The organism is Pseudomonas fluorescens, assembly GCF_902497625.1.
Taxonomy (GTDB): domain Bacteria; phylum Pseudomonadota; class Gammaproteobacteria; order Pseudomonadales; family Pseudomonadaceae; genus Aquipseudomonas; species Aquipseudomonas fluorescens_BQ.
The window spans coordinates 50,324-74,388 of sequence record NZ_CABVGX010000026.1 but is presented as its reverse complement, the minus strand read 5'-3'; the positions used below and the strand labels follow the sequence as shown (position 1 = coordinate 74,388).

Genomic DNA, 24,065 nt, shown 5'->3' with positions numbered 1-24,065 from the left:
GTGCTCATTCATGCCGGCTTCGGACGCAGCCTCGCGGGCTCGGCAGCTGCTACAGGCGCGCGCTCACTCCGGGTAGAGAAGCATGTCGGTCAGTCTTGGTGCAGTTGCTCGGCGAGAAAGTCCACCAGAGCCGAAACCCGCCGGCTCGTCGTGCGGCCGGTGGTCACCGCGTATAGATCCACGTGGGCCGGGACGAATTCATCGAGCACTGTTTCGAGCAGCCCTGCTTCAATTTCGCGGCGGACCTCCCAGCGATTCTTGATCATCACGCCGTGGCCCTGCACAGCCCAATGGCGCAATACCCCACCATCATTGGCAATACGATTTCCGGACACCCGAACAGCAATCGGCTTGCCATCAACGACAAATGGCCAGGTCGAAAACGGCACGCCCGGGCGATGCAGGATCAGGCAGTTATGCTCCGCCAGCTGCTCGGGATGGTCCGGTCGGCCGTGTGTGTCCCAATAGCCGGGTGCCGCGCAAATGATCCGCTGGCTGCGCACCAACGCTCGGGACCGCAGGTTCGAATCCACCAATGGACCATTGCGCAGCGCAAGGTCAAGGTTGTGTTCGATCAGGTCAATGACGCCATCGCCCAGATGCAGGGTGACCTGGATGTCCGGGTGCAATTGCATGAAGCGATCCAGCGCGGGCACCAGTTGTACCCGACCGAAATCGCTGGTCGCGGTCATGCGGATCGGTCCTTTCAACGGCCCGGTCTGGCGGATTCCGTCGATCGCACCCTCCCACTCCGCCAAAAATCGACGCGCATAAACCAGAAACTGCTCGCCTTCGTGAGTGAACGTCAGTTTGCGCGTCGACCGCGTGATCAGGCGCGCTGACACGCGTTCTTCCAGCTGCTGCAATGCGAGGGTAACCGTCGAGGTGGCCACGGATTGCTGACGCGCCGCTGCCGTCAGGTTGCCGGCTTCAGCAATGCTGACAAACAGGCGCAAGGCATCGAGTGTGTCCATGAGCATTTTGATCCGATGGAGGGTATACCGACGATAATTCGACAGAGTCGAAAAGTCATCTCGAATCCGGCCCAATTATCGATCGAATGAAAATACTTCAAAATTCAGTCATCCACAGAATTGCGAGGTCATCATGAACATCGATTTTACCGGCCGGAAAATTCTGGTCTCAGGTTCCACCAGCGGTATCGGTTTTGCGACGGCCAAGGGCTTTCTGCAGGCTGGCGCACAGGTGGTGATCAACGGGCGCAGCCAGAACAGCGTCGACAACGCCTTGCAACGACTGGGCGCGCTGGCCGCGAACGCGACAGGATTGGCCGGCGACCTGGGCAGCGAGTCCGGCTATCAGAAACTGCTGGCAGAACATCGCAACTTTGACGTCGTCATCAACAACCTGGGCATCTTCAATCCGCAGGATTTCTTCGAGACCCCGGACAGCGAATGGCAACGGTTTTTCGACATTAACGTCATGTCTGGCGTGCGCCTTTCCCGAGCCTATGCGCCGGGCATGGTGGAACGCAAATGGGGTCGCATCGTGTTTATCTCGTCTGAATCGGCGCTGAACATCCCGGCCGACATGATCCATTACGGCTTCACCAAAACCGCTCAGTTGGCCATTTCGCGCGGCCTGGCCAAACGTCTGGCCGGTACCGGCGTAACAGTGAACTCAGTACTGCCAGGGCCGACACTCTCTGAAGGCGTCGCTGAAATGCTCCGGCCTGCCGTCGAAAGCTCCGGTGACAGTCTGGAGAAGGTGGCAGCCGATTTCGTCAATGCCCATCGCGGCTCATCAATCATTCGCCGTGCGGCCAGCGTCGAGGAAGTGGCCAACATGATCATCTATGTCAGCTCCGAACAGGCCTCCGCTACCACGGGCGCCGCGCTTCGAGTGGATGGCGGCGTGATCGACAGCATCGTCTGAACAAACCCATTCCAATCATTGTGCTGACGGTTTGTCATCGATCCGACCAGACAGCCGCCAGCGCCCAGATAGCGAGAATTTTGCGATGAAAGACCCGATCATCAGCGCCATCGAAGCGCGACGTACCGTGAACCTGTTTGATGCGTCACGGGGTATTGAGCAAGAGCAAATCGGCGAGCTGATTCGCCTGGCGACCACCGCGCCAACGGCGTTCAACTTGCAGAACTGGCGTTTTATTGCGGCGCACACAGCAGAAGCGAAAGCGCGTCTGCGCAAGATTGCCTGGGATCAGGCAAAGGTGACCGAGGCGGCCGTGACATTTATCGTCTGCGGACAGCTGGCGGATTACAAGACCATTCCTGACCGCCTGGCGCCGTCAGTTGCGGCCGGATTGATGCCCGAGCAAATGGTGCCGGGCTGGGAAGGCGCGGCGAAGAGTCTTTATCATGATCAACCGCTGAGGCAGCGTGATGAAGCGGTTCGCACGGCGACTTTCGGCGCTGGCACGCTTATTTATGCGGCGCAGGCGATGGGGTTGGGTTCGTCGCCGATGATCGGCTTTGATGCCGAGGCGGTGGCCGAGGAGTTTGGCCTGGCCGAGGATGAGATTGCTGTGCTGTTGGTGGCTGTTGGGGAGCCGTTGGCGGAAAACTGGCCACAGAAACCGCGCCGTCCGCTGGAGCAGGTGTTGAGCGTGGTTTGATTGCGTTAACTATCAGTCGCAACGCCGCCCTGTAGCAGCTGGCGCAGCCTGCGTCCGATTGCGCAGCAGTCGCCAAACCTGAGCACGCGGTCGATCTGACAAACCGCGTTGCCTGAATTACGACTGCTGCGCGATCGGACGCAGCCTTCGGCAGCTGCTACAGGGTTTGTATCGTTTGCTAGACTTTCATTTCTGCCGACAGCAATCGCACCAACTCGTCGGCAGGCAGTTCACGTGCGAGCGGGGCGCCCTGTCCCGCCCATTGCACAGCAAAATCGCTGTTGTTCTTCGCGCTGGCAGCGACGTTCAGGGCTTTGTTGGCGTCGTAGGCAATCGGGTAATCCGGCACGGCCGCGCCGCTGATTTGCAGATCGCTGAAGTTGCGATTGAGCATGCCCCGCGCCGGACGTCCGGAGATGGCGCTGGTAATTTGCGTGTGGTGCGCTCGTGGGCCTTTGAGGGCCTCACGCCAAGCGGCATTGGTCGCCGATTCCGGGCAGAGGATAAACGCCGTGCCCAGTTGAGCCGCACTGGCACCCAGTTGCAGCACGGCGTTGATCCCTGCACCGTCCATGATCCCACCGGCGGCGATCACCGGCAGCGAGCTCGCCGCACTGAGGACGCGCACCAGGGCGAAGGTGCCCATTTCACTGTCCTGTTGCGGATCAAACACCCCGCGATGTCCACCCGCTTCAAACCCTTGCGCCACCAGCGCATGCACGCCGGCCTGCTCAGCCAGACGGGCTTCGGCCAGGGTCGTCACCGAGCACAACAGAACGATGCCGGCATCTTTCAGCGCGTCCACGGCTGCCTGCGGCGGCAAACCGAAATGAAAACTGACCACCGCCGGTTTTTCCTCCAGCAGCATCTGCAGCATGTCCGGATCGGCGACGAACGAGATGTAGATCTCGCGCAACAAAACGGGAGGCGCAGCGTCGAACTCGGCGAAATATGGCGTGAGCGCGTTCAACCACTGTGCTTCGCGATCACTGTCCTGAAGCGCCGGTGCGTGACAGAAAAGATTGACGTTGAACGGCTTGTCGGTCAGCGCTGCCGTTTCGCGCAGCATCGCCCGCGCCTGCTCTACAGTGCTCGCGCCAATGCCGATGGCGCCGAGCCCGCCGGCATTGGACACCGCTGCGGCAAGTTTGGGTGTGGACACTCCGACCATGGGTGATTGCAGAATCGGCAGCTCGATGTTCAGCAGGGACAGCAATGGACGGGACATGGAATCACCTGAAAAATCCGGGCGTGCAGCAACGATGCTGCACGCCATAGAGGTTACTTGGAAGTCGGCATGGCAAACTCTGCGCCCTTGGCGATGCTGTTCGGCCAACGCTGCATGACCGATTTCTGTTTAGTGTAGAAACGCACGCCCTCCTCGCCATACGCGTGGGTATCACCGAACAGCGAACGCTTCCAGCCGCCGAAACCGTGCCACGCCATCGGCACCGGAATGGGCACGTTAATGCCGACCATGCCAACCTGAATCCGCAGGGCAAATTCGCGGGCAATATGACCGTCACGGGTGTAGCACGCGGTGCCGTTGCCAAATTCGTGAGCATTGATCAGATCAACCGCGTCGGCAAAATCCTTGACGCGCATGCAGGCCAGCACCGGACCGAAGATTTCCTCTTTGTAGATCTTCATGTCAGCGGTGACATGGTCGAATACTGTACCGCCGAGCCAGAAACCCTGCTGACAATTTTCACCGGCCTGTGCGCCGTCGAAACCACGACCGTCGACCAGCAACTGCGCGCCTTCGCCGACACCCTGCTCGATGTAGCCGGTGATCCGCTGCAACGCTGCCTGCGAGACGATCGGGCCCATTTCAGCTGCCAGGTTGGTGCCTTCGAGCACCTTCAATGCGCGCGTGCGCTCGACCAGTTTCGGCATCACTTTGTCGGCCACGTCGCCCACAAACAGCGCCACCGAAATCGCCATGCATCGCTCGCCGGCCGAACCGAAGGCTGCCCCGATCAGCGCATCGACTACCTGATCGATGTCCGCGTCCGGCATGACCACCATGTGGTTTTTCGCACCGCCCAACGCCTGCACACGTTTGCCGTGGCGGGCGCCGGTCTGGTAGATGTGGTTGGCAATCGGCGTCGAGCCGACGAAGCTCAATGCCTGGACTGCGGGATGATCCAGCAGCGCATCCACGGCATCCTTGTCGCCCTGCACAACGTTGAACACCCCGTCCGGCAGCCCGGCCTCCTTGAACAGCTGGGCGATCAGCAGTGCCGGCGACGGGTCGATCGGGCTCGGTTTGAGCACGAAAGTATTGCCGCAGGCGATGGCCACCGGGAACATCCACATGGGCACCATCACCGGGAAGTTGAACGGCGTAATGCCTGCCACGACCCCCAGCGGCTGGCGCAAAGTCCAGTTGTCGATATTGGTCGACACCTGCTCGGTGTAGTCACCTTTGAGCAGTTGCGGGATACCGCAGGCGAATTCGACAACCTCGATGCCCCGCGTCACCTCACCCTGGGCATCGGTGAACACTTTGCCATGCTCGGCAGTGATCATCCGCGCCAGTTCATCGCGGTGTTCGTTGAGCAATGCCAGGAACTTGAACATGACCCGCGCCCGACGCAAAGGCGGCAATGCCGACCAGGCGGGAAATGCCGCTGCGGCCGACTGCACCGCAGCATCGACTTCAGCGGCGTTGGCCAACGCCACCTGACCGGTAACCGCGCCGCTGGCGGGGTTGGTGACGTTCTGCGTGCGGCCCGATTTACCGGCGGTCAAACGACCGTGGATATAGTGCGCGATGTCTGCTGGCTGATGGCTCATGGCGGTTGTTCTCTGTTGGTGGAGGAACAGCGGTAGATGAAGCAGATAGGGCCAAACTAGGCCAGCGACAAGATCATGTAAAATGATGATTACTGATCCTATCAATCACATATCATGAATCTTGCTTGAGTATCCATTTGGCGCGCTCGCTCAAGCGACGCCGCCAGTCCTCAGCCAGGCCTGGCGTTACGCTCAGAGTCAGGAGGTCATCAATCAACGGCCGATGGCACAATTGCACCGCCCAGAAGCGGTCGATGGAAAACTGAGGCGAAGGCCGTTCCAGCAATTCGATCGAATCGCCTGCCTCGATCGAACCCGGCTGCAGCACCCGGTAATACCAACCGGTGATGCGCTGCGTGGCGACAAACATGGACATGCGTTCGGCGGCAAAACGATGGTTGATTTTCCAGCATGGGCTGCGCGGCTGCGAGACCTGCACGATGCACGTGCCCATGCGATAGATGTCGCCGATGTGCACCGTGCGCTCGCTCATGCAGCTGGCTGAAAGGTTTTCCCCCAGACTGCCGGGCACCAGCTCCGCGGCGCAGTGCGCGAAGGCCTGGGCGATGTGTGCATAGTTTTGCGCGGGGTACTGATGCACGGCTTTTTCCGGTCCGCCATGCACCCGCAGATCGGCATGCTGATCACCTGCAAGTCCGTGGAATTCCACGCGCACCGGTCCGCTCAATCGGTGCTTGAACATCCCGCTGGACTGCCCTTCTGGCTTCAAGATGCCAATGCCGCCGGCGAACAGCTGATCAATTACGGCAGTCAGGGTCATGGCCGATCTACACTTTTGCGGAGGGGTTACCGAGACTTTACTAATCGATCAAGCGCTACGTAAAATGATCGATAAATATTCCAGCAATCATTTTCAATGATGGATGGTTACGACCGTGGAAATGCGCCAACTGAAGATTTTCTGTGCTGTGGCCGAGCTGGGCAGCTTCACCGCCGCAGCCGTCGCTGTGAACACCGTGCAGTCCAACGTGACCATGCGCGTGAAAGAGCTTGAAGGCGAACTTAACCGCGAGCTGTTCATCCGCAAGAAATCCGGCGTGGTCCTGACGTCGGCGGGCGAAACCTTCCTGGGTTACGCCAGACGTATTCTGCAACTGACCGAAGAAAGTCGCAGCGCTTTGATGGACACCGGCGTGCCGACTGGATTGCTGCGCCTGGGCTCGATGGAAACCACGGCGGCCATCCGTTTACCGCAAGTGCTGACCAAATACCGCGAGCAGTACCCTGACGTGCAACTGTCGCTGTTGACCGGCACCACCATCGAGCTGATCAAGGCGATTGAAAGCCATCGGCTCGACGGCGCATTCGTCGGCGGCTTTCACCAGAACTCGGCATTGGCGCAGGAAGAAGTGTTCAACGAAGAACTGGTGCTGGTCAGCAGCAGTCAGTTCGACTCGCTGCCCGCGCTGATCGAGAAAATGCCGCAGCAAACGGTGCTGGTGTTTCGCACCGGTTGCTTCTATCGCTCGACGCTGGAGAACTGGTTTTATCAGGTCGGCCTGGTGCCCAACCAGATCATGGAGCTGGGCACGCTTGACGGCATCCTGTCCTGCGTCGCCGCCGGCATGGGCGTGACCTTGCTGCCCAAGGCGATCGCCGAGAGTTGCAGCGTGCGCCATGCGATCCGCTGCCACACCCTGCCCGCTGAGTTTGCCCACGTGTCGACCGTGTTCATCCGTCGCAATGACTCGATGATCACCTCGGCAATGAGCGCCTTCATCGGTCTGGCGCAGCAGCAGCATGCCCGGTCGGCGCCGGTGTAGCGGTGTCGTTCAGGCGGCGGATTCGACGGCGCCGTCCGGCCCTTCGTGCAACCGTCGCGCCGCCGGCGGCAACCCTTTGGCGAGTTCGGCGACCCGCTGCGCAGCGGGCATCACGCTGTGAATCTTGCCCACGCCCTGCCCCGCGTACAGCGACAGTTTTTTTGCCATGCGCGGCTTATCGATCGACCGAGCGCCACCGCCAATGAATCGCAGCAGGTTCCACTTGTCGCGGTTCGGAATTACCCGATGTGGCGTGCCCCAGGTCCAACCGAACGAGTAGCCAGTACGGTATTCGGTGTCATCAGTAGTGGCGTCGACAATCTTCTGTTTGTACAACGGGTGCGCATTCGATTCATCGGTGGCGATGAATGCCGTACCGACCAGGACCCCGGCGGCGCCTAGAGACATCAGTGCGCGCACATCTTCTCCGCCGGTGATACCGCCGGCCGCCAGCACCGGCCTGCCTTGCGCAACCTCGATCAGCGACGGCAGCAGTGGCAAGATGCCGATGGTGCCGCGATTCAAATGCCCGCCGCTTTCACTACCCTGCGCAACGATGATGTCGGCACCGTTGGCGATGGCTGTTTTCGCCAATGCCACCGAACCGACCTGCACCATCACCAGCAGCCCGGCGTCCTTGGCGCGGGCAATCATATCGGCAGCGTATTGCTCGGCATAGAACAGTGACAACAGGCGAGGACGCTCCTTGAGCACCACTTGAAACTGCGCTTCAAACACCTCGGGCCCACCGAACTGCGGCACCAGATTGACACCGAATGGTTTGTCCGTCAGCGCACGGGTTTCCTCAATCCAGCGACGCAGGGTCAACGGCGGCAAGCGCAAGCCACCTACCACGCCCATTCCTCCGGCATTGGCCACAGCCGCCACCAGTTGCGGGCCGGAAATGGCCGCCATACCCCCGAGGAAAATCGGGTACTGCACGCCGCAGGCCCGGGTGACGGCATTGCCGGCAAAATCCGCTTTGAATTCATTCATGGCTCACAGCTCCACATGTTTGCCCAGCATCCGCATGAGCGTGTTGTTCTTCAGGAGAAAGTGATTTTTCACCGCGCCGAATACGTGCAGCGCCAGCCCGGCAAGAAACGCCGTCGCGCCAATATTGAACAACACGTCGACCACGTGGTTGAGGCTCGGGTTGATCGGCAGCAGCGTCGGCAGGGTCAATCCGCCGGGTAAAGCAGTGACTTCCCCGGCGGTTGCCCGTGATGCCCATACCGCAACGGGCAGCAGCACCATCGCGAGGGCCAGCGCAACCGCGACCGAGCGGCTGATGATCACTTCGATGGGGTTGGGCGTACCGACGGGCAACGGATGGTAAGCGCTGATCCGCGCCCAGAACCGGTAAATCGACACTCCAAACAGCAGCAACCCGGCCAGGTTCTGCCACTGAGCGAACGCCAGCCGCACGCCTTCGTCAGGCGCGTAGGCGATGGCCCCCTGCAGGGCCAGAATCGCCAGCAAAGCGAGCGCTACAAGCCAGTGCAGCACGATGGTGATCGGGGAAAAGCGCAAGCCATTGTCGAGCAGTTGCATGGCTGACTCCTTGAGACGTAGGGGCAACGAAAATGGAAAACTGCTTAATGACTGACGGACTGCGACGCGCCCAAACCGGTGCGCGCACGCACGACCTGGTCCTCGAAGCGCGACCGCTCCAGCGTCGCTTCGGCGCTGCGATCGGTGATCGAACCGAGCCAGGTGAACAGGAAGGCAACGTTCATCGAGATAATCGCCGGGTAGTCGTACGGGAAAATGGCTTCAGCGTTGCCCAGCACCTTGACCCACACCGCCGGGGAGAGAATCACCAGGCTGACGGCGCTCAGCAAACCGGCGATGCCACCGATCAATGCGCCGCGCGTCGTCAGGCCTTTCCAGTACATCGAGAGCACCAGGATCGGAAAGTTGACCGACGCCGCCACGCCGAACGTCAGCGCCACCAGGAAGGCAATGTTCTGATCCTTGAACAAAATGCCCAGCACCACTGCGACTACCCCGATGCCCACCGAGGCAATGCGTGACACCCGGCGCTCATCGCTGGCATTCGCTCGGTTCTGCTTGAACACCCGAACGTAGAGATCGTGGGAAATCGCCGACGTGCCCGCCATGGTCAAGCCTGACACCACGGCGAGAATCGTTGCGAACGCCACGGCGGAAATGAGGCCAAGCAGCAGATCACCGCCCACCGCTTTCGCCAGGTGCATGACCGGCATATTGCCGCCACCGATGAGTTTGCCGCCGACAATCCCGCCTTCGTGAAAGGCCGGATCCTGGCCGACGATGACAATGGCAGCGAGGCCCAGCACCGCGACGATCAGGTAAAAGAAGCCGATGAATCCGGTGGCGACGAATACCGATTTACGGGCCTGGCGCGCATCGGGAACGGTGAAGAAGCGCATCAGAATATGCGGCAACCCAGCGGTGCCGAACACCAGGCCGAGTGACAGCGAGATCAACGACAGCGGATCGGCCACCAGTTTGCTCGGCAGCAAAATCCGTACGCCATCGTGATGCGCCGCCACTGCTTGCTCGAACAGCAGATCAACGGAAAAATCGAATCGGCTCAACGCCAGTACTGCCAGCAGGGTGCCGCCCAACAGCAACAAACCGGCCTTGATGATCTGCACCCACGTCGTCGCCACCATGCCGCCGAAAGTGACGTACACCGCCATCAGCAATCCGACCGCGATCACCGCGTAGTTGTACGGCAGGCCGAACAACAACTGGATGAGCTGACCGGCACCGACCATCTGCACCACCAGGTAAAAGCACACCACGGTCAGCGAGCCGAAGGCGGTCAAGGTACGAATACGGTTTTGATCGAGGCGAAACGAGGCGATGTCCGAGAGTGTGATGCGCCCAAGGTTGCGGATGCGTTCGGCAAACAGGAACAGCAACAGCGGCCAGGCAATGAAAAAACTGATCGAGTACAGCACGCCGTCGAAGCCGTTGAAGTAGATCATGCTGGTGACGCCCAGTAGCGCCGCCGCCGACATGTAGTCACCGGCCAGCGCCAGACCATTCTGAAAACCAGTGATGCCGCCGCCAGCGTTGTAAAAATCGTCCATCGACCTGGTTTTCGAAGCAGCCCAATAAGTGATGCCAAGGGTTGTCACCACAAACACCAGAAACATGGCGATGGCGGTGTAATTGAGCGGCTGTTTTTCCACATTTTGTAAAACATCGGCGGCCACTGCGACGCTGGCAGTCGCCGATGCGAGGGTGCACAGCATGAGGTTGCGCAGGAAGGTTTTCATTGCTCGGCTCCCGCGCGAATTTCGGCGGTCAGTTCATCGAACTCGCCATTGGCCCGCAGGATGTAGAGGCCGGTGAACAACCACGCGCCGACGATGAACGCTACGCCCAGGGGCCACCCGACGGTGATAATGCTGTCGCCGAACAGTCGTGTGGCCAGCCACTGCGGGGCGAACGCGGCAATGAGGATGAAACTGAAGTACGGGACAAGGGTGGCGGCGGTCAGGCTGGCGACGAACCTTCGCTGACGGCAGACCAGGTCTTTGTAGCGGGGATGATTGCGAATGCGGGCTGATTCGTTGGCATGGTTCACGTTGACTCCGTGGAGCAGTGGACGAGTTATTGTTGTGCCACAGCCTCAGACGCGAAACTCGATCTGCCACTGGCTGCGGTGTGTTCGCCCATTCAACGTATGCCCCGCTTATAATCATGTAAAATGATTGTTTATGATTTTTCAGATCTGTTTTGGTGAACCAAAGAAGTCCTTGCAGGGTCACCGTCCGCCGCCTAATCTCGCCCGATTCAACCTGTGCACACGGTGGCTATGATGGATGTGACGGATCTGAAAGTAGTCGATGCCGTGGCGCGCCACGGCAGCATGAACAAGGCGGCGCTTGAGCTGAACACCGTGCAGTCAAACGTCTCCGCCCGCATCCGCTCGCTGGAAGCGGAACTGGGCATTGCGTTGTTTATGCGCAGTGCCCGCGGCGTGCAGACCACAGCGGCCGGACGGCGCATTCTGCCGTTCGCTACGCGTCTGACCAAACTACTGGCGGACGCATCCAGTGCCGCGCGCGATGACGGTCACCCCATGGGCCTTCTGGAAATCGGCACGCTGGAAACCACCCTCGCCCTGCGCCTGCCCAAGCTGATCGCAACTTTTGCCAAAAGCTGGCCCGAAGTTCGGCCGGTGGTGCGCACCGGCACCACCTTCGGCCTGATTAAGGCGGTCATCGAAGGTCATCTCGAAGGAGCGTTCGTCGCCGGCCCGGTCAGCCACGCGCAGGTGCACAGCGAAACCGTGTTTCGCGAGGAGCTGGTGCTGGTGACCGCACCGGGCATCGCCAATCTGCCAGCGGTCACCGGCATCGAGCAGTTGAAAACCGTGGTGTTCCGCGTGGGTTGTTCGTATCGGCAACGCCTGGACGCGCTGCTGGCCAGGCTCGGAGTGCCGGCACCAGAGCCGCTGGAGTTCGGCTCGATCGACGCGATCATTGCCTGCGTATCGGCCGGGGTCGGGGTCACGCTGTTGCCTCGCGGGGTGATCGCCGCCGCGCTGCGCGATGGCCTGATTGCCGCCCATGAGGTGCCGAGCGACATCGCCCAGGTCGAGACGGTATTTGTGCGCCGTCTCGACGGCTACGTGTCCAGCGCACTCGGCGAGTTTCTGCATACTGTGCGCCGGGCCGAATCACTCACGGCATGCTGAGCGGCGTCGGTTGTCTGACCAGTGCGCGGCGACGCACCCATACGTCAAGCCCGGCGCACAGCACCAGCAAGGCAGCGGTGAGCAAAAACACCGGTTGCAGCCCCAGGCGTGCGCCGATTTGCCCACCCAGCAACGGCCCGATCACTTGGCCCGCAAACTGCGCCGATTGCAGATAACCGAGAAAAGTCCCGGTGCGATGTTCTTCCACCGATTGCCGGAGCAGTTTGGCAATCGCTGGCAACAGCCCCGCCAGCGTCATACCCATCAGACCGCGCAACAGCGCGAGTTGCCACCACTGTGTGACATACGCCTGGGGCAGCATGAGCACTCCGGTCAGCACCAGGCAGCCGATGATCACGTTCCAGCCGCCGATGCGATCGGCCAGTGCGCCCAGTCTGGCCGCCGTGAGCAGACTGCCCAGCGCCGAGCACGCCATCACCACGCCGGCGATTCGCGCCTGCTGATCGAGCGGCACACCGAGATCGCCAAGGTACACCGTGATGATCGGCTCGATCGACATGTTGGCTAACAGCACCATCATCGCCGTGATCAGCAGCGCAGCGATGACCAGCCATGACGAACCTGCCGGCTCGGGCACCGCAGCGTCCTGCTGTCGCCTGCCGTCGCGAGCGCGGTCGAAATCCTCACGGATCAGCAGCAACGTGGTCAGCGCTGCCAGCGCAATCACCCCGCCACCGACGAAAAAAGTCCCACGAATACCGACCAGTTCGGGCAGGAAACCACCCACCAGCGGGCCGACCAGACTGCCCGACAACGCGCCGGTAGACAACACACCCAGCGCCCAGCCGGCTTTTTCCCGTGGCACTTGGGAGCCGATCATGACGATCGATGCCGAAGCGTATCCGCCTACGAGGCCGGCGATCAGGCGCAACACCACCAGGTCGGTGACAGTGCGCGCCAGACCGATCAGCGACATCACCACGGCCATGCCGATGGCCGCGCGAATCAGCATCGGTTTGCGCCCGAACCGGTCAGCCAGACGCCCCCACAGCGGTGCCGTCAGCGCGGTGCCGAAAAACGTCGCTGCAAAAGCCACACCCGACCACTGCACCACGTCTGCCTGGGAAGTCACGCCCAGCTGCTGCACATACAGCGGCAGAAACGGCAACAACATGCTCAGGCTGACCAGGGTGGTAAACGAGCCAAACACACAGATGGCCAGATTGCGCCGCCAGTACAGGCGATTACGTTCGGCGTAGTTCACGGGACTGCCCTTCTCTTTTCAGGAGCGGCAGAAATTACCGAGACGTAGCCATCTTAAGAAGCGAATAGATCTGATCACCGTTATCGCTGCGCCAGATAACCCCTCAGCCCTTGGCTCTGCCCTTGAACGCCTCACGCCGCGCCTCGCGTTCAGCGGCGTACGCCTGCGCGGGCTGGCTGATCAGATCCTTGCGCTGTAAAGGCTCGCCGCAGTGGTCGCATAACGGTCCAAGCCCGGCGGGATGGTTACAGGATGCGTGGGTGTAAACCACCGCCAAGCCCTCTTCCGGGGATTTGCACCAGGTTTCGCCCCAGGCGCGCAATGCAATCACCACCGGGTAGAACGCCTGGCCTTTCTCGGTGAGGTGATACTCGTAGCGCGGCGGCCGTTCGTTGTAGCGCTGTCGCGCCACCAGGCCATCAGCCTCGAGGTTTTTCAGGCGCGCAGCGATCATTTGCGGGGTGCCAGCGGTCTGCGCCTGAATCTCATCGAAGCGATGGCTACCCATGAATAATTCCCGCAGTACCAGCACCGTCCAGCGGTCGCCGACGATCGCCTCAGCCCGTGCAATCGGGCACAGGGTGTCATGAAGACTAGAATTCAACGCCATCAGGGCTTGCCTCTTATGCAGTTGCTATGATTATCATATCGACACGATGCCGGGACAAGCCCCCGCACCGATCCTTCATTTTGCTGGAGACTGTCATCATGTCGGCAATTCGCTATCCGCTCGCCAGAACCGCTTACCTGCTGGTCGATCCGTACAATGATTTTCTGTCGGAGGGCGGCAAGGTTTTTCCCCTGCTCAAGCCGATCGCTGAACAAGTCAACCTGCTGGACAACCTGCGCAAACTCGACCGTGCCGTGCGTTCCCTGGACATTGCGGTGGTCATCGTACCGCATCATCGCTGGGAAAAAGGCGACTACGAAGGCTGGGATCACCCAAGCCCGACTCAGTGCAAAATCATGCACATGCACCATTTCGCCAAGGGCGAATGGGGTGGCGAATGGCATCCGGACTTCGCCCCGCAAGAGGGCGACATCGTGGTTCAGGAACACTGGGGTTCGAGCGGTTTCGCCAACACTGACCTGGATTTTCGTCTCAAGCAAAAAGGCATCACCCACGTCATCATCGTTGGTTTGCTGGCCAATACCTGCATCGAGGCCACCGCTCGCTACGCCACGGAACTGGGGTACCACGTAACGCTCGTGCGCGACGCGACCGCCGCGTTCAAGGCCGAAATGATGCACGCTGCCCATGAACTCAACGGCCCGACGTTCGCTCATTCGATCGTCAGCAGCGAAGATTTGATCAGTGCGTTAAACCAGTCGAGGGCCGCGCAATGAACCTCACTGGCCACCTGCTGATCGGCGCCCAGGATGTCGCTACCAGCGACGGCACGATGCGCGCGCTCAATCCTGCCAGCAACCAGTTGATCGGCCCTGAATTTGCCTTGGGCGGCACACTGCAAGTCGACCAGGCGGCGACGCTGGCCGACGCCGCGTTCGACAGTTATAGCCACACGTCCCTGGCCGAACGGGCAGCCTTCCTCGACAGCATCGCCGACAATCTCGACAGCGTGAGCACTGCGCTGGCTGCCCGCGCCGCGCTGGAAACCGGACTACCCCAGGCTCAGCTCGAAGGTGAAGTGGGCAAATCCGCGACCCAGTTCCGTCAGTTCGCCGACGTCGTGCGCAAGGGCCGCTTTCTGCAACTGGCCATCGACCCGGCCCAGCCTGATCGTCAGCCACGGCCGCGCATGGACCATCGCCTGCAGAAAATCGCGATTGGCCCGGTGGCGATTTTCGGCGCGAGCAACTTCCCGATTTTCTACTCGGTAGCCGGCGGCGACACCGCCTCGGCACTCGCTGCCGGCGCACCGGTCATCCTCAAGGCGCACAACGCCCATCCGGGCGCGTCGGAAATCCAGGCGCGGGCGATTCGTAACGCGGTGCAGAAGCACGGTTTACACGAGGGCGTTTTTTCGATGGTGCGCGGCAGTGGCAATGCGATCGGCGAAGCGTTGGTCGATCATCCGCTGATCAAGGCGGTGACCTTCACCGGTTCCGAGCAAGGCGGCATGGCGTTGTACCGCCGTGCGCAACTGCGCCGCGAACCAATCCCGGTATTCACCGAGATGGCCAGCGTCAACCCGACCTTCATCCTGCCCGATGCGCTGGCGGAACGCGGCGCGCTGATTGGCGACGGTTTCATCGAGCGCATGCTGGTCAACGTCGGGCAAGCGTGCCTGCGACCGGCGTTGATCATTGCTGTCAAAGGTGCGGGGCTGGAAGCGCTGCGCTCGGCCATGATCAAACGCGTTGGAGACGCCGCGGCGCGCACGATGCTGACGCCGGCTATTCAGGCGGCCTATGTCAAAGGGCTGGTGGCGCAGGAAAATGTCGGTGCCAGCCTTGTGGCAGTGGGCGGCCCGGGGCAGGCCGACTTCGACGGTCGCTCGGCATTGCTTGAGGTCGACGCGCAACGCTTCCTCAGCGAACCTGCATTGGCCCGGGAAGTGTTTGGCCCCTCAGCATTGCTGGTAACGGTCGACGATGAAACGCAATTGCTCGAGGTTGCCCGTGTGTTGAAAGGTCAGCTCAGCGCCGCCATGCATCTGGAGCACTCTGACCTGGAACTCGCCCGACGCTTGTTGCCGATTCTGGAGCGACGCACCGGACGCATTGTCGTCAACGCTTTCGCCCACCCGCAGGAAGTGACGTTTGCCACCGTGCATGGCGGCCCTTTCCCGGCGACTTCCGACAGCCGTTTCAGCTCAGTCGGCATGACCTCGATCGAGCGTTTTTTGCGTCCGGTCGCCTATCAGGGCTTCCCGGATGAGCTGCTGCCCGAAGCGTTGCGCCAGGACAATCCGCTGCGGTTGACGCGCAGCATTGACGGCGATACACCGCAACACGTCCTCTAGCCGTTGCGAAACCGCGAAGCTGCATGTGAGGCGGGCTTCGCGGGCAACGTGGCGGCTACAGATCCGCCACGTGGTCCGGCTTCGGCACGGTGAAGCGAAACTCCGTGCCACGCCCGACTTCGCTCTGCGCTTCGATACGCCCGCCATGCGCTCTGACAATGCCTTGAGTGATGTAAAGTCCGAGCCCCGTGCCGGTGGGATTGCCCTCCTTGACTGTCCAGTAGCGGTCAAACACGTGCGGCAGCTGATCCTCCGGGATGCCTTCGCCGGTGTCACTCACACTAAAGACGATTTCATCACCCGCCGACATGGCGGCGACACCAATCTTGCCGTTGCGCGGGGTGAACTTGATCGCGTTGCCGACCAGATTCGAGAGCACCTGAAACAACCGCTCGGGATCGCCATGGATGGTGAGCTGCGGTTCGGCGGTGAAAGAAATCTCGATGTCCTTGTCCATCGCCAGCGGCGACAGCAGCGAATCAGCCTCTTCGAACATCTCTTCGACGGCAATGCGCTGCGGCGTGATGGAGTAGCGTCCTGCATCGATCTTCGACGTATCGAGCAAGTCTTCAAGCAGTGTGTTCATCCGCCCTGCCGCTTGCTGCATGGTGTCGATGGCGCGGCTGATGCGCCGCGAGGTGTGCGGCCCTTCAGAGCTGAAGGCTTTCTGCATCATGCCGCAGAGCATCGAAATAACCGTCATCGGGTTACGCAAGTCGTGAGAAACCACCGCCACCAGATCGTCACGGGCCTGCACCGCACGCTGTTCGCGCACAACCTGACGGGCCAGATCAGACTCCAGCGCGGAACGTCGCAGGTCGTTGGCCGCAAACAGATCGCCGTTGCTCCACCTGGTGGAAATTCCGGCCATCTCCACCTTCCAGATCTCGAACGAGGTGCGCGGCCGCAAGCGCATTCCCGTGTCGGAATCTTCCAGGTTGAGCGGTTTTTCCGGATCGCCGCTCCAGCTGATGTTTTCCTTCACTTCCGGGCGGAACCACAGCACGCCATTGTCGACCGGCTTGGGCAGGCTCATCGCGAGCACGCCGCTGGCAACTTGCGCAAAGGCCGCTGCGGGCGGATACACCCGCGACAGCTCGTGACTGGAGAACACCGGTTGTGGGGACAATTGCAGCCATTTGTGCAGCGCGCGAATTTGTTCCGGCTCGGGGCAGTTGCCGTAGCGGTGCAACTGGTTGTCCTCGATGATCGCCACGCCACCGGCGCCGGTCAGTGCCATCAACGTCGCCGGGTGCCGGGCCAGACCGTCGAACACCGTCTCTAGCGAATCGACCATCGCCTGATTGAGCAACGCCAGCGCTTCGACCTTCTCGTCGCGCTGGCGGCTGATTTCCAGTGCTTCCATGGCGCTGATCTGCAGCGACAAGACCTGGCCGATAGTCTGGCAGGCGCTGCGCAATTCGTGCGGCACGTGCAGCGGCTGGCGATTGCCGCAACTGATCAGGCCCCAAAGTTTGTCGCCCTTGAGTAACGAGATGCTCATGGAGGACAACACGCCCATGTTCTTCATGTACTGGCAGTGGATCGGCGACACACTGCGCAGGCTGGCGAAGCTCAAATCCAGCGGCTGGCCGGTGTCCGGTCGCAGTTTTGGCACCAGCGGGACGGGTTGGTAATCCGCGTCGGGAATAATCCGCAGCCAGTTGGTGCGATAGAGTTCGCGAGCCTGTTCGGGGATGTCCGACGCCGGGAAAAACAACCCCTGGAACACCTCCATGGACGGCGACGTCGCCTCGGCGATGACCTGCCCGTGGCCCTCTTCTTCGAAGCGGTAGATCAGCACGCGATCGTAACCGGTGATCGTCTGGATTTCCTGAACACTGATTTCGTACAACGCCTGCAAAGTCTTCGCCGCTTGCAGACGCTGCAGCATGCGCCCCAGGTTATTGCCTTTGCCGTCAACAAAGGATTGCGCCGGCCTGGCCTGAACTTCCAGTTCCAGCACCAGCACACCCTCGTGCCGATGGACGAAACCTTCGAACTCTGCGCCATTGAGGGTGAAATACAGGCCGGGGATGTCGAGTGGATTGTCCTGCTGCGCGGCCTGCTCGACCTCGTGCGCATAGACGTCGCCGATGAGCCTATCCAGCGTCGCACCCAGCACGGCCTGCGGCGCCTGGCCGAGCAAGGTTTCGACGTTGGCGCTGACCTGCACAATGCGCAGGTCGGGCTCGGACAACGTCAGCAACATGCCGTGTGGCTGGATGGCACCGGGCGTACGAATCGGTTCGTTGTCACAATTGGCCAGCAGTTCTTCAAAGGCATCTTTGTCCAACCGCGTCATAGCAATACCTCGGTGCTTTCCAGCCAGCTTTCGAAGCAGGCGAATGTCGTTTGGGCGGCGTTTACCACCGTCTGCCGCGCGGCAGATTCCAGTGGGATATTGGCCATGTAGTCGATGAACTCACGCCAGCGTCGGCCCGTGGCATCACCGTAAATATCAAGGAAAGATGCGCCATTGGTAGCGTCCAGATTAAGCCGCGCAGCGATTTCGCGACGCAGGATCTGACCGCCCAACGTAGCGCCCTCGAGTACATAAAGGACGCCCAGACAGGCTTCGGCTGAGTCGGTCACCGGCAAGGACTGACACCGCGGCAGATCTGCGATCTCGCGTTCGGTCAGCCCCAATGCCAGCAGGTCGCCGTGCAGGGTGGAGGTTTTGAGTCGTTCAGTGAGAACGAAATCGGCGGGCACCTTATGGCTATCCTGCAGACGTTTTTCCAGAGGCTGATAAAAACCATAATAAGCCTGGAGCAGTCGCTGATAATGATCACGGTCCAGCACGGGGGAGAAAAATGGCAGGCGTTCTTCGAGGGCGATGTGCAGGGGCGCGGTTTGCGCACGCAAATGTTGAAGGACTAACGAAACACCGACGCTGCGGCCTTTTGATTGCATGTATGTGAGCTCTAGCGGTCGGGCCTCATCACGGCCATAAGGGGGGGAAAGTCAGCCGGCAATGGTACACAGGAACAGGAGGTCGGTAAAAAAAACCTGACTGGGTGTGTACATTCCTGCGAGCTGTTTCCTTTTTGCTCTGAGTCGAACAGCGGCATAAAATTCCACTCGGGGGCCGATAAACGGGGCAAATCTTCAATCGACAGGTTGCACGCCAGGCAGTTGCCGACGCTGATACTCGCGTGGGCACACGCCGAAACGGCTGCGAAACTCGCGGGAAAAATGCGCGCCATCGGAGAAGCCGCAATCCAGGGCGATCTGGGTAATGCTGCTGTGGCTGTTGGTCAGCAGCCAGCCGCCATACTCGATCCGCAGCGAGCGTTGGAACTCCATGGGCGACAGTCCCAGTGCCTGCTGAAAGGCCCGGGTCAACTGGCGTCTTCCGAGCCCTACATAACGGGCAATGGCATCGAGTGTCGGCAAGCTGTCCATGCGTTGCTCGATGTAATGCGCCGCCTGGCGCACTCGTTCGTCCTTGATGTCTGCCAGATTGGCGTAGAAATGCGCCTGCGGCTGTCGCCCTTGGCGAATGCCCTGCAACATCATGTGCCGCACCGCCTGCTGGGCTTTTTCGCGCCCGCAATGGCGGGCCACCAGATACAAACCCAGGTCGATGGCCGCCGTTGACCCGGCACAGGTGATCAGGTCGCCTTCGTCGATGAACAGATGATCGACTGCTGCCGGCGTCTTGGGGAAACGGGCGCGAAACGCGTCCAGCACGTTCCAGTGCACGCAAACCGCCCGGCTACCGACCACGCCCGCCTGCGCCAGGGCAAAGGTGCCCGTGCAAATCCCGAGCAAGCGTGTGCGGCTCCTGGCTGCGCGCTGCAGCCAGTCGCGCAGATTATTGGGCAGATGAGTGTTGAGGTAGTCATTGCCGCCGCAAATGGCCACGTAATCGAATTCATCGAGGTCCTGCGCGAGCCCGCCGGACACTTCCAGGCTGATTCCAGCGCTGGAGGTGCGCGGCAAGCCGTCGACACTCATCACCCGCCACGCGGTATGGATCTGCCGGCTGCCACCGCCCAGGTCGGCAGACAAGCGCAGCACATCGACAAAACCGGAAAACGCGGCCAGTGTGAATTGGTCGAGCAGTACCAGTCCGATAGACAGTTGCGCACGTCCTCCCGGCTCGCCATCGAACGAGTCAGGCAGGGGGTGGTGCAGTTGGATCGGAGGAATTGTGCGCATGACCTAACTATTCAACTTTAAGGCCCCGACGTGCAAGCGCTCGAATCGCCGATACGAGCAAGATGCAACGAAGGGGAACCGTCCACCAATGCCCCAGGGGACACACGATGAAACTGAAGACAGGCAAGAAAATCACCGCTGCTCTTTTGGTTACCGGCTGCATCTCCTCACCCGCCGTGCTGGCTGAGCCGCAAAAACTGACGGTTGCGTTGTACGGCGGCAACTGGGGGGAAGCGTTCCTTAAATGTGTTGCAGAACCTTTCACGCAGGCCACCGGCATCGCTGTGGCAGCAGAAGTCGGCACCTCCACCACCACACTGGCGAAACTCCAGCAACAGAAATCCAGCCCGACCATCGATGTGGCGTGGATGGACGGTGGCATCAGCGAGCTGGCCTACGCCGCCGGCGTTATCGCTGACCTCGATGCCGCAGCCATTCCCAACCTGAAAAACGTCCAGGAAAAAGCGGTCTACGCCGAGGGCGGTCATACCTTCGCCGTCAGCAGCGGTTTCTATTCCCTGGGCCTGACCTACAACACCAAGGAAATCAAGGAAGCGCCCACCAGCTGGAAAGACCTGTGGAATCCGGAATATGCGGGCGCCATCGCCCTGCCCTCGCCGGCTAACTCCTCCGGGGTGCCGTTCGTGTTTTTCATGGCGGACGTCTGGGGCATCGATCGCAAAAACCTCGACCCCCTCTACAGCAAATTGGGCGCACTCGACACCGCCCTGTTTTTCGACAGTTCGGGTGCTGCCACCAATGCTTTCCAGAGCGGCGAAGCGATTATCGGCGCGCATTTCAACGTCGGCGCCTGGGACCTGATCGACAAGGGCGCACCGATCGCTTTCACCATTCCCAAGGAAGGCGCGTGGGCCACCGATGCGCGCCTGCACCTGATCAAGGGTGCAAAGAACAGCAAGGCCGGCGAGCAGTTCATCAATACCGCACTGACCAGGGAAGCGGCGTCCTGCCTGGCCGGCAAGCTGTACCTGGGGCCAGCGGTAAAAGGCGTCGAAGTGGCGGACGACGTGGCGCGCAAGTTGCCTTGGGGCGTGGGCGGTTCGATCGACAACCTGCGGCTGTTCGACTGGAGCCAGATCAACGCCCAGCGTGCCAGCGTAACCAACGACTGGAATCGCAAAGTCACCGCCAAAAACTAGCTCAAGAGGTCTGCAATGTCAGTTTTGTTGAGCATCGATAGCGTCTGTAAAAGCTTTGGGCCGTTCCAGGCGCTGGACAACATCCACCTGGACATCGAGCAGGGCGAATTCATCGTGCTGCTCGGCCCCAGTGGCTGTGGCAAGACCACCCTGCTGCGCTCGATTGCCGGCTTCATGCAGCCTGACTCAGGCAGCATCGCGATTGAAGGTCAGGACGTCAGTCGCCTGCCGCCGTACCGTCGACCGCTCAACACGGTGTTTCAGAACTACGCGCTGTTTCCGCACATGACCGTACTGGAAAACGTTGCCTACGGCCCGCGCCGCCAGGGTGTCAACCGCACTGAAGCGAAACAACAGGCGCGGGAAGCCTTGGCCATGGTCGGCCTGGAAACCCTGGAAGAGCGATTTCCTCGCGGATTGTCCGGTGGCCAGCAACAACGTGTAGCCCTGGCCCGCGCCATCGTCAATCGACCGAAACTGCTGCTGCTCGATGAGCCGCTGTCGGCGCTGGACATGAAACTGCGCAAGCGCATGCAGCTGGAGCTCAAGCATCTGCAGGCCAAACTCGGGATTGCTTTCATTTTTGTCACCCACGATCAGGAAGAAGCGATGACCATCGCCGACCGCATCGTGGTGATGAATGCTGGCCGCATCGAACAGGTCGGGGCCTGCAGCGAGATTTACAGCGCACCGGCCTCCCGTTTTGTCGCTGATTTTATCGGCGAGGCCAACCTGATCGCTTATCAAGCCAGCGATAATGGCGAGATTCGCCTGGGCATCGGCCACACACCCATTGTCAATTCGGCAAAAGACCTGCTGCCGCGCGGTGTCGCCGTACTGCGTCCCGAGCATCTGGAAGTGCTGGATGCATCGAGCAATCGTGCCTGTGAAATCAACGGTATTGTCACCGATATCGTTACCGTCGGCAGTCATACCCTGGTGCACACCCTGATCGATGGGCAAGCCATTGTTGCGCGGACCATGGGTTTTCCGCGCGCCGACCTGGTGACTGGCAGCAGCGTGCGCCTGGGCTTCAATCCAGCGCACCTGCACTTGATTGGTGAACCGCTATGAAACGCCAGGTTATCGCTCCGGCGTTGATGCTGTTCGGCGCTCTGGGGTTTTTCGCCGCGTTCTTTCTGGCGCCCTTCGCTGTGGTGATCTTCGCCAGTCTGACCCAGGGTGCCGATCAAACCTTCACCCTCCAACACTACATCCGCGTGCTGGGTGATCAGTATCACTGGGACGTGATTCTGGTGACCTTCCGCATCGCCGCGCTGACCACGCTGATTTCCTTGCTGCTCGGTTATCCGCTGGCCTGGTATCTGGTGCGCGTGGTCAAGTGGCGAGCGTGGCGCCGGGCCTGTGTGATTTTGCTGGTAGTGCCGATGTTCACCAGCAATATCGTCCGTTCGTTCGGCTGGATGGTGCTGTTGGGGCGCAAGGGACTGGTCAATCAGAGTCTGATGGAAACCGGCCTGATCGACACGCCGATCCGTTTCCTCGGCACCGAGCTCGGCATCCTGATCGGCATGGTCTACATCCTGCTGCCGTTCATCGTGCTCGCCGCCGGCAATGCCCTGGCGCAAGTCGACCCGGCTTTCGAGCAAGCCTCCGAGGACCTCGGTGCCAGCCCGCGATCAACGTTCTTTCACGTGGTCTTGCCGCTGACCATGCCGGGGATCATCTCTGGCTCGATCATGGTGTTCACCCTGGCAGCGAGCGCCTACGTCACACCGGCGCTGTTGTCCGGCGGGCGCATTTCGGTGCTGTCGATGCTGATCTTCCAGCAATACAGCTCGGTCTTCGATTTCAATTTCGGCGGTGCGCTCAGCGTGGTGTTGCTGATCTTCACCCTGGTCATGGTCGGCCTGGCCGGGCGAGTCGGCAACATTCGGGGGAGCAATCAATGATCACTAAAATGCTGCTCAGACTGGTGTCATGGGCCGTGCTCGGCTACATGCTGCTGCCACTGGTGGTGATCCTCGGCGTGTCCGTGACCGCCACTTCTTTTCTGGCTTTTCCGCCGCAGGGCTGGACGCTGGACTGGTACGCAAAAATGCTTGGCGACCCCAGCTACGTGGCCTCGTTTGCCACCAGCACCCTGCTCGCCCTGGTCGCGACGTTTGTCGCGGTGCTGCTCAGCGTACCGGCCGCGCTGGCGATGGCACGTTATGACTTTCCCGGCAAGGCCACGATCCTCGCGGCGCTCACCTCACCGCTGGTATTTCCGCACATCGTGCTCGGCGCAGCGCTGCTGCAGTTTGGTGGTTACTTCGGTTTGACCCGCAGTTTCCTGGCTTTGTTGATCGGCCACACCATCATCATTTCGCCTTTCGTGTTGCGGTCGGTGCTGTCGATGTTGACGCCGGAACAGCGCGCGCTGGAAGAAGCGTCCAGCGATCTCGGCGGCACGCCCTGGGCGACGTTCTTTCTGGTGGTGTTGCCGCAGATTCGTCCGGGGATTGTCACCGGCTCGATCTTCGCGTTCATCTCGTCGTGGATCAACGTCGAGCTGTCGATCTTCAATACCACGCCGGACCTCAACACCATCCCGGTGAAACTCTTCAACTACGTGCAATACACGGTCGACCCGACCATCGCTGCCGCGTCCGGCGCAACCATCATCGTCGTGGTGCTCGCGGTGATCATTCTCGACCTCTGCATCGGTCTCGACCTTTTGTCAGAACGCAAATAAACCGACC

23 protein-coding genes are annotated in these 24,065 nt (G+C 60.7%); 10 read left to right on the top strand and 13 right to left on the bottom strand.

Going from position 1 to position 24,065, the window contains the following annotated elements; translation table 11 throughout:
* Positions 1 to 89 precede the first annotated feature (89 nt).
* On the bottom strand, positions 90 to 974 hold the full coding sequence (locus F8N12_RS16980) for a LysR family transcriptional regulator (RefSeq protein ID WP_150581485.1): 885 nt from the start codon (positions 972 to 974) through the stop codon (positions 90 to 92).
* A gap of 133 nt (positions 975 to 1,107) precedes the next feature.
* Here F8N12_RS16980 and F8N12_RS16975 point away from each other — a divergent pair, with 133 nt between their 5' ends.
* Positions 1,108 to 1,896 (top strand): SDR family NAD(P)-dependent oxidoreductase, encoded by a 789-nt coding sequence (locus F8N12_RS16975; protein WP_150581484.1) that lies wholly within the window; start codon positions 1,108 to 1,110, stop codon positions 1,894 to 1,896.
* An 85-nt stretch (positions 1,897 to 1,981) separates the two neighbouring features.
* A complete protein-coding gene (locus F8N12_RS16970; protein ID WP_150581483.1) occupies positions 1,982 to 2,599 on the top strand; it encodes a nitroreductase family protein in 618 nt (205 codons plus the stop codon).
* Between the two features lie 178 nt (positions 2,600 to 2,777).
* Here the strand turns inward: F8N12_RS16970 and F8N12_RS16965 are convergent, their stop codons facing one another.
* The 3 genes from F8N12_RS16965 to F8N12_RS16955 form a co-directional block, all read right to left on the bottom strand.
* Positions 2,778 to 3,827: an NAD(P)H-dependent flavin oxidoreductase gene (locus F8N12_RS16965; RefSeq protein WP_150581482.1), complete on the bottom strand. Its 1,050-nt coding sequence runs from the start codon at positions 3,825 to 3,827 to the stop codon at positions 2,778 to 2,780.
* 53 nt (positions 3,828 to 3,880) lie between these two features.
* On the bottom strand, positions 3,881 to 5,398 hold the full coding sequence (locus F8N12_RS16960; protein WP_150581481.1) for a CoA-acylating methylmalonate-semialdehyde dehydrogenase: 1,518 nt from the start codon (positions 5,396 to 5,398) through the stop codon (positions 3,881 to 3,883).
* Between the two features lie 112 nt (positions 5,399 to 5,510).
* Positions 5,511 to 6,179 carry an MOSC domain-containing protein gene (locus tag F8N12_RS16955; protein WP_150581480.1) on the bottom strand — a complete coding sequence of 223 codons (669 nt, stop codon included), beginning with the start codon at positions 6,177 to 6,179 and terminating at the stop codon, positions 5,511 to 5,513.
* 121 nt (positions 6,180 to 6,300) lie between these two features.
* Here F8N12_RS16955 and F8N12_RS16950 point away from each other — a divergent pair, with 121 nt between their 5' ends.
* A complete protein-coding gene (locus F8N12_RS16950) occupies positions 6,301 to 7,182 on the top strand; it encodes a LysR family transcriptional regulator (protein ID WP_224787716.1) in 882 nt (293 codons plus the stop codon).
* Between the two features lie 9 nt (positions 7,183 to 7,191).
* Here the strand turns inward: F8N12_RS16950 and F8N12_RS16945 are convergent, their stop codons facing one another.
* From F8N12_RS16945 to F8N12_RS16930, 4 genes are read right to left on the bottom strand one after another with little or no spacing between them, the layout of a single operon-like run.
* On the bottom strand, positions 7,192 to 8,178 hold the full coding sequence (locus F8N12_RS16945) for an NAD(P)H-dependent flavin oxidoreductase (protein WP_150581478.1): 987 nt from the start codon (positions 8,176 to 8,178) through the stop codon (positions 7,192 to 7,194).
* A 3-nt stretch (positions 8,179 to 8,181) separates the two neighbouring features.
* A complete protein-coding gene (locus tag F8N12_RS16940) occupies positions 8,182 to 8,736 on the bottom strand; it encodes a cytochrome b (protein WP_150581477.1) in 555 nt (184 codons plus the stop codon).
* A 44-nt stretch (positions 8,737 to 8,780) separates the two neighbouring features.
* Complete coding sequence (gene actP / locus F8N12_RS16935; RefSeq protein ID WP_150581476.1) at positions 8,781 to 10,454, bottom strand: cation/acetate symporter ActP; 1,674 nt, start codon at positions 10,452 to 10,454, stop codon at positions 8,781 to 8,783.
* On the bottom strand, positions 10,451 to 10,765 hold the full coding sequence (locus tag F8N12_RS16930; RefSeq protein ID WP_150581475.1) for a DUF485 domain-containing protein: 315 nt from the start codon (positions 10,763 to 10,765) through the stop codon (positions 10,451 to 10,453). The genes actP and F8N12_RS16930 overlap by 4 nt, the downstream gene beginning before the upstream one ends.
* A 234-nt stretch (positions 10,766 to 10,999) precedes the next feature.
* Between F8N12_RS16930 and F8N12_RS16925 the strand changes: the two genes are divergently transcribed.
* Positions 11,000 to 11,881 carry a LysR family transcriptional regulator gene (locus F8N12_RS16925; protein WP_150581474.1) on the top strand — a complete coding sequence of 294 codons (882 nt, stop codon included), beginning with the start codon at positions 11,000 to 11,002 and terminating at the stop codon, positions 11,879 to 11,881.
* On the opposite strand, the gene F8N12_RS16920 is transcribed toward F8N12_RS16925, so the two are convergent.
* Positions 11,868 to 13,106, bottom strand: coding sequence for an MFS transporter (locus F8N12_RS16920; protein ID WP_150581473.1), 1,239 nt, complete (start codon positions 13,104 to 13,106; stop codon positions 11,868 to 11,870). The two genes, F8N12_RS16925 and F8N12_RS16920, sit on opposite strands and share 14 nt — an antisense overlap.
* 103 nt (positions 13,107 to 13,209) lie before the next feature.
* Entirely contained in the window at positions 13,210 to 13,716 is a 507-nt protein-coding gene (locus F8N12_RS16915) for a winged helix-turn-helix transcriptional regulator (RefSeq protein WP_150581472.1), read from the bottom strand.
* A gap of 98 nt (positions 13,717 to 13,814) precedes the next feature.
* Here F8N12_RS16915 and F8N12_RS16910 point away from each other — a divergent pair, with 98 nt between their 5' ends.
* Both F8N12_RS16910 and F8N12_RS16905 read left to right on the top strand, forming a co-directional pair.
* A complete protein-coding gene (locus F8N12_RS16910; RefSeq protein WP_150581471.1) occupies positions 13,815 to 14,453 on the top strand; it encodes an isochorismatase family cysteine hydrolase in 639 nt (212 codons plus the stop codon).
* Positions 14,450 to 16,033: an aldehyde dehydrogenase (NADP(+)) gene (locus F8N12_RS16905; RefSeq protein WP_150581470.1), complete on the top strand. Its 1,584-nt coding sequence runs from the start codon at positions 14,450 to 14,452 to the stop codon at positions 16,031 to 16,033. Before F8N12_RS16910 ends, F8N12_RS16905 begins: the two co-directional genes overlap by 4 nt.
* A gap of 55 nt (positions 16,034 to 16,088) precedes the next feature.
* Here the strand turns inward: F8N12_RS16905 and F8N12_RS16900 are convergent, their stop codons facing one another.
* The 3 genes from F8N12_RS16900 to F8N12_RS16890 all read right to left on the bottom strand — a co-directional run bounded on the left by F8N12_RS16900 (position 16,089) and on the right by F8N12_RS16890 (position 20,200).
* Positions 16,089 to 18,338 (bottom strand): ATP-binding protein, encoded by a 2,250-nt coding sequence (locus tag F8N12_RS16900; RefSeq protein ID WP_150581469.1) that lies wholly within the window; start codon positions 18,336 to 18,338, stop codon positions 16,089 to 16,091.
* Complete coding sequence (locus tag F8N12_RS16895; protein WP_150581468.1) at positions 18,335 to 18,949, bottom strand: biliverdin-producing heme oxygenase; 615 nt, start codon at positions 18,947 to 18,949, stop codon at positions 18,335 to 18,337. The genes F8N12_RS16900 and F8N12_RS16895 overlap by 4 nt, the downstream gene beginning before the upstream one ends.
* 195 nt (positions 18,950 to 19,144) lie before the next feature.
* Positions 19,145 to 20,200: a GlxA family transcriptional regulator gene (locus tag F8N12_RS16890; RefSeq protein ID WP_150581467.1), complete on the bottom strand. Its 1,056-nt coding sequence runs from the start codon at positions 20,198 to 20,200 to the stop codon at positions 19,145 to 19,147.
* Positions 20,201 to 20,307: 107 nt separating this feature from the next.
* Here F8N12_RS16890 and F8N12_RS16885 point away from each other — a divergent pair, with 107 nt between their 5' ends.
* The 4 genes from F8N12_RS16885 to F8N12_RS16870 are packed head-to-tail and all read left to right on the top strand — an operon-like array spanning position 20,308 to position 24,058.
* Positions 20,308 to 21,360 (top strand): ABC transporter substrate-binding protein, encoded by a 1,053-nt coding sequence (locus F8N12_RS16885; RefSeq protein WP_150581466.1) that lies wholly within the window; start codon positions 20,308 to 20,310, stop codon positions 21,358 to 21,360.
* 15 nt (positions 21,361 to 21,375) lie between these two features.
* A complete protein-coding gene (locus tag F8N12_RS16880) occupies positions 21,376 to 22,434 on the top strand; it encodes an ABC transporter ATP-binding protein (RefSeq protein ID WP_150581465.1) in 1,059 nt (352 codons plus the stop codon).
* Positions 22,431 to 23,273: an ABC transporter permease gene (locus F8N12_RS16875; RefSeq protein ID WP_150581464.1), complete on the top strand. Its 843-nt coding sequence runs from the start codon at positions 22,431 to 22,433 to the stop codon at positions 23,271 to 23,273. Before F8N12_RS16880 ends, F8N12_RS16875 begins: the two co-directional genes overlap by 4 nt.
* Positions 23,270 to 24,058, top strand: coding sequence for an ABC transporter permease (locus F8N12_RS16870; RefSeq protein ID WP_150581463.1), 789 nt, complete (start codon positions 23,270 to 23,272; stop codon positions 24,056 to 24,058). The genes F8N12_RS16875 and F8N12_RS16870 overlap by 4 nt, the downstream gene beginning before the upstream one ends.
* Positions 24,059 to 24,065: the final 7 nt, after the last annotated feature.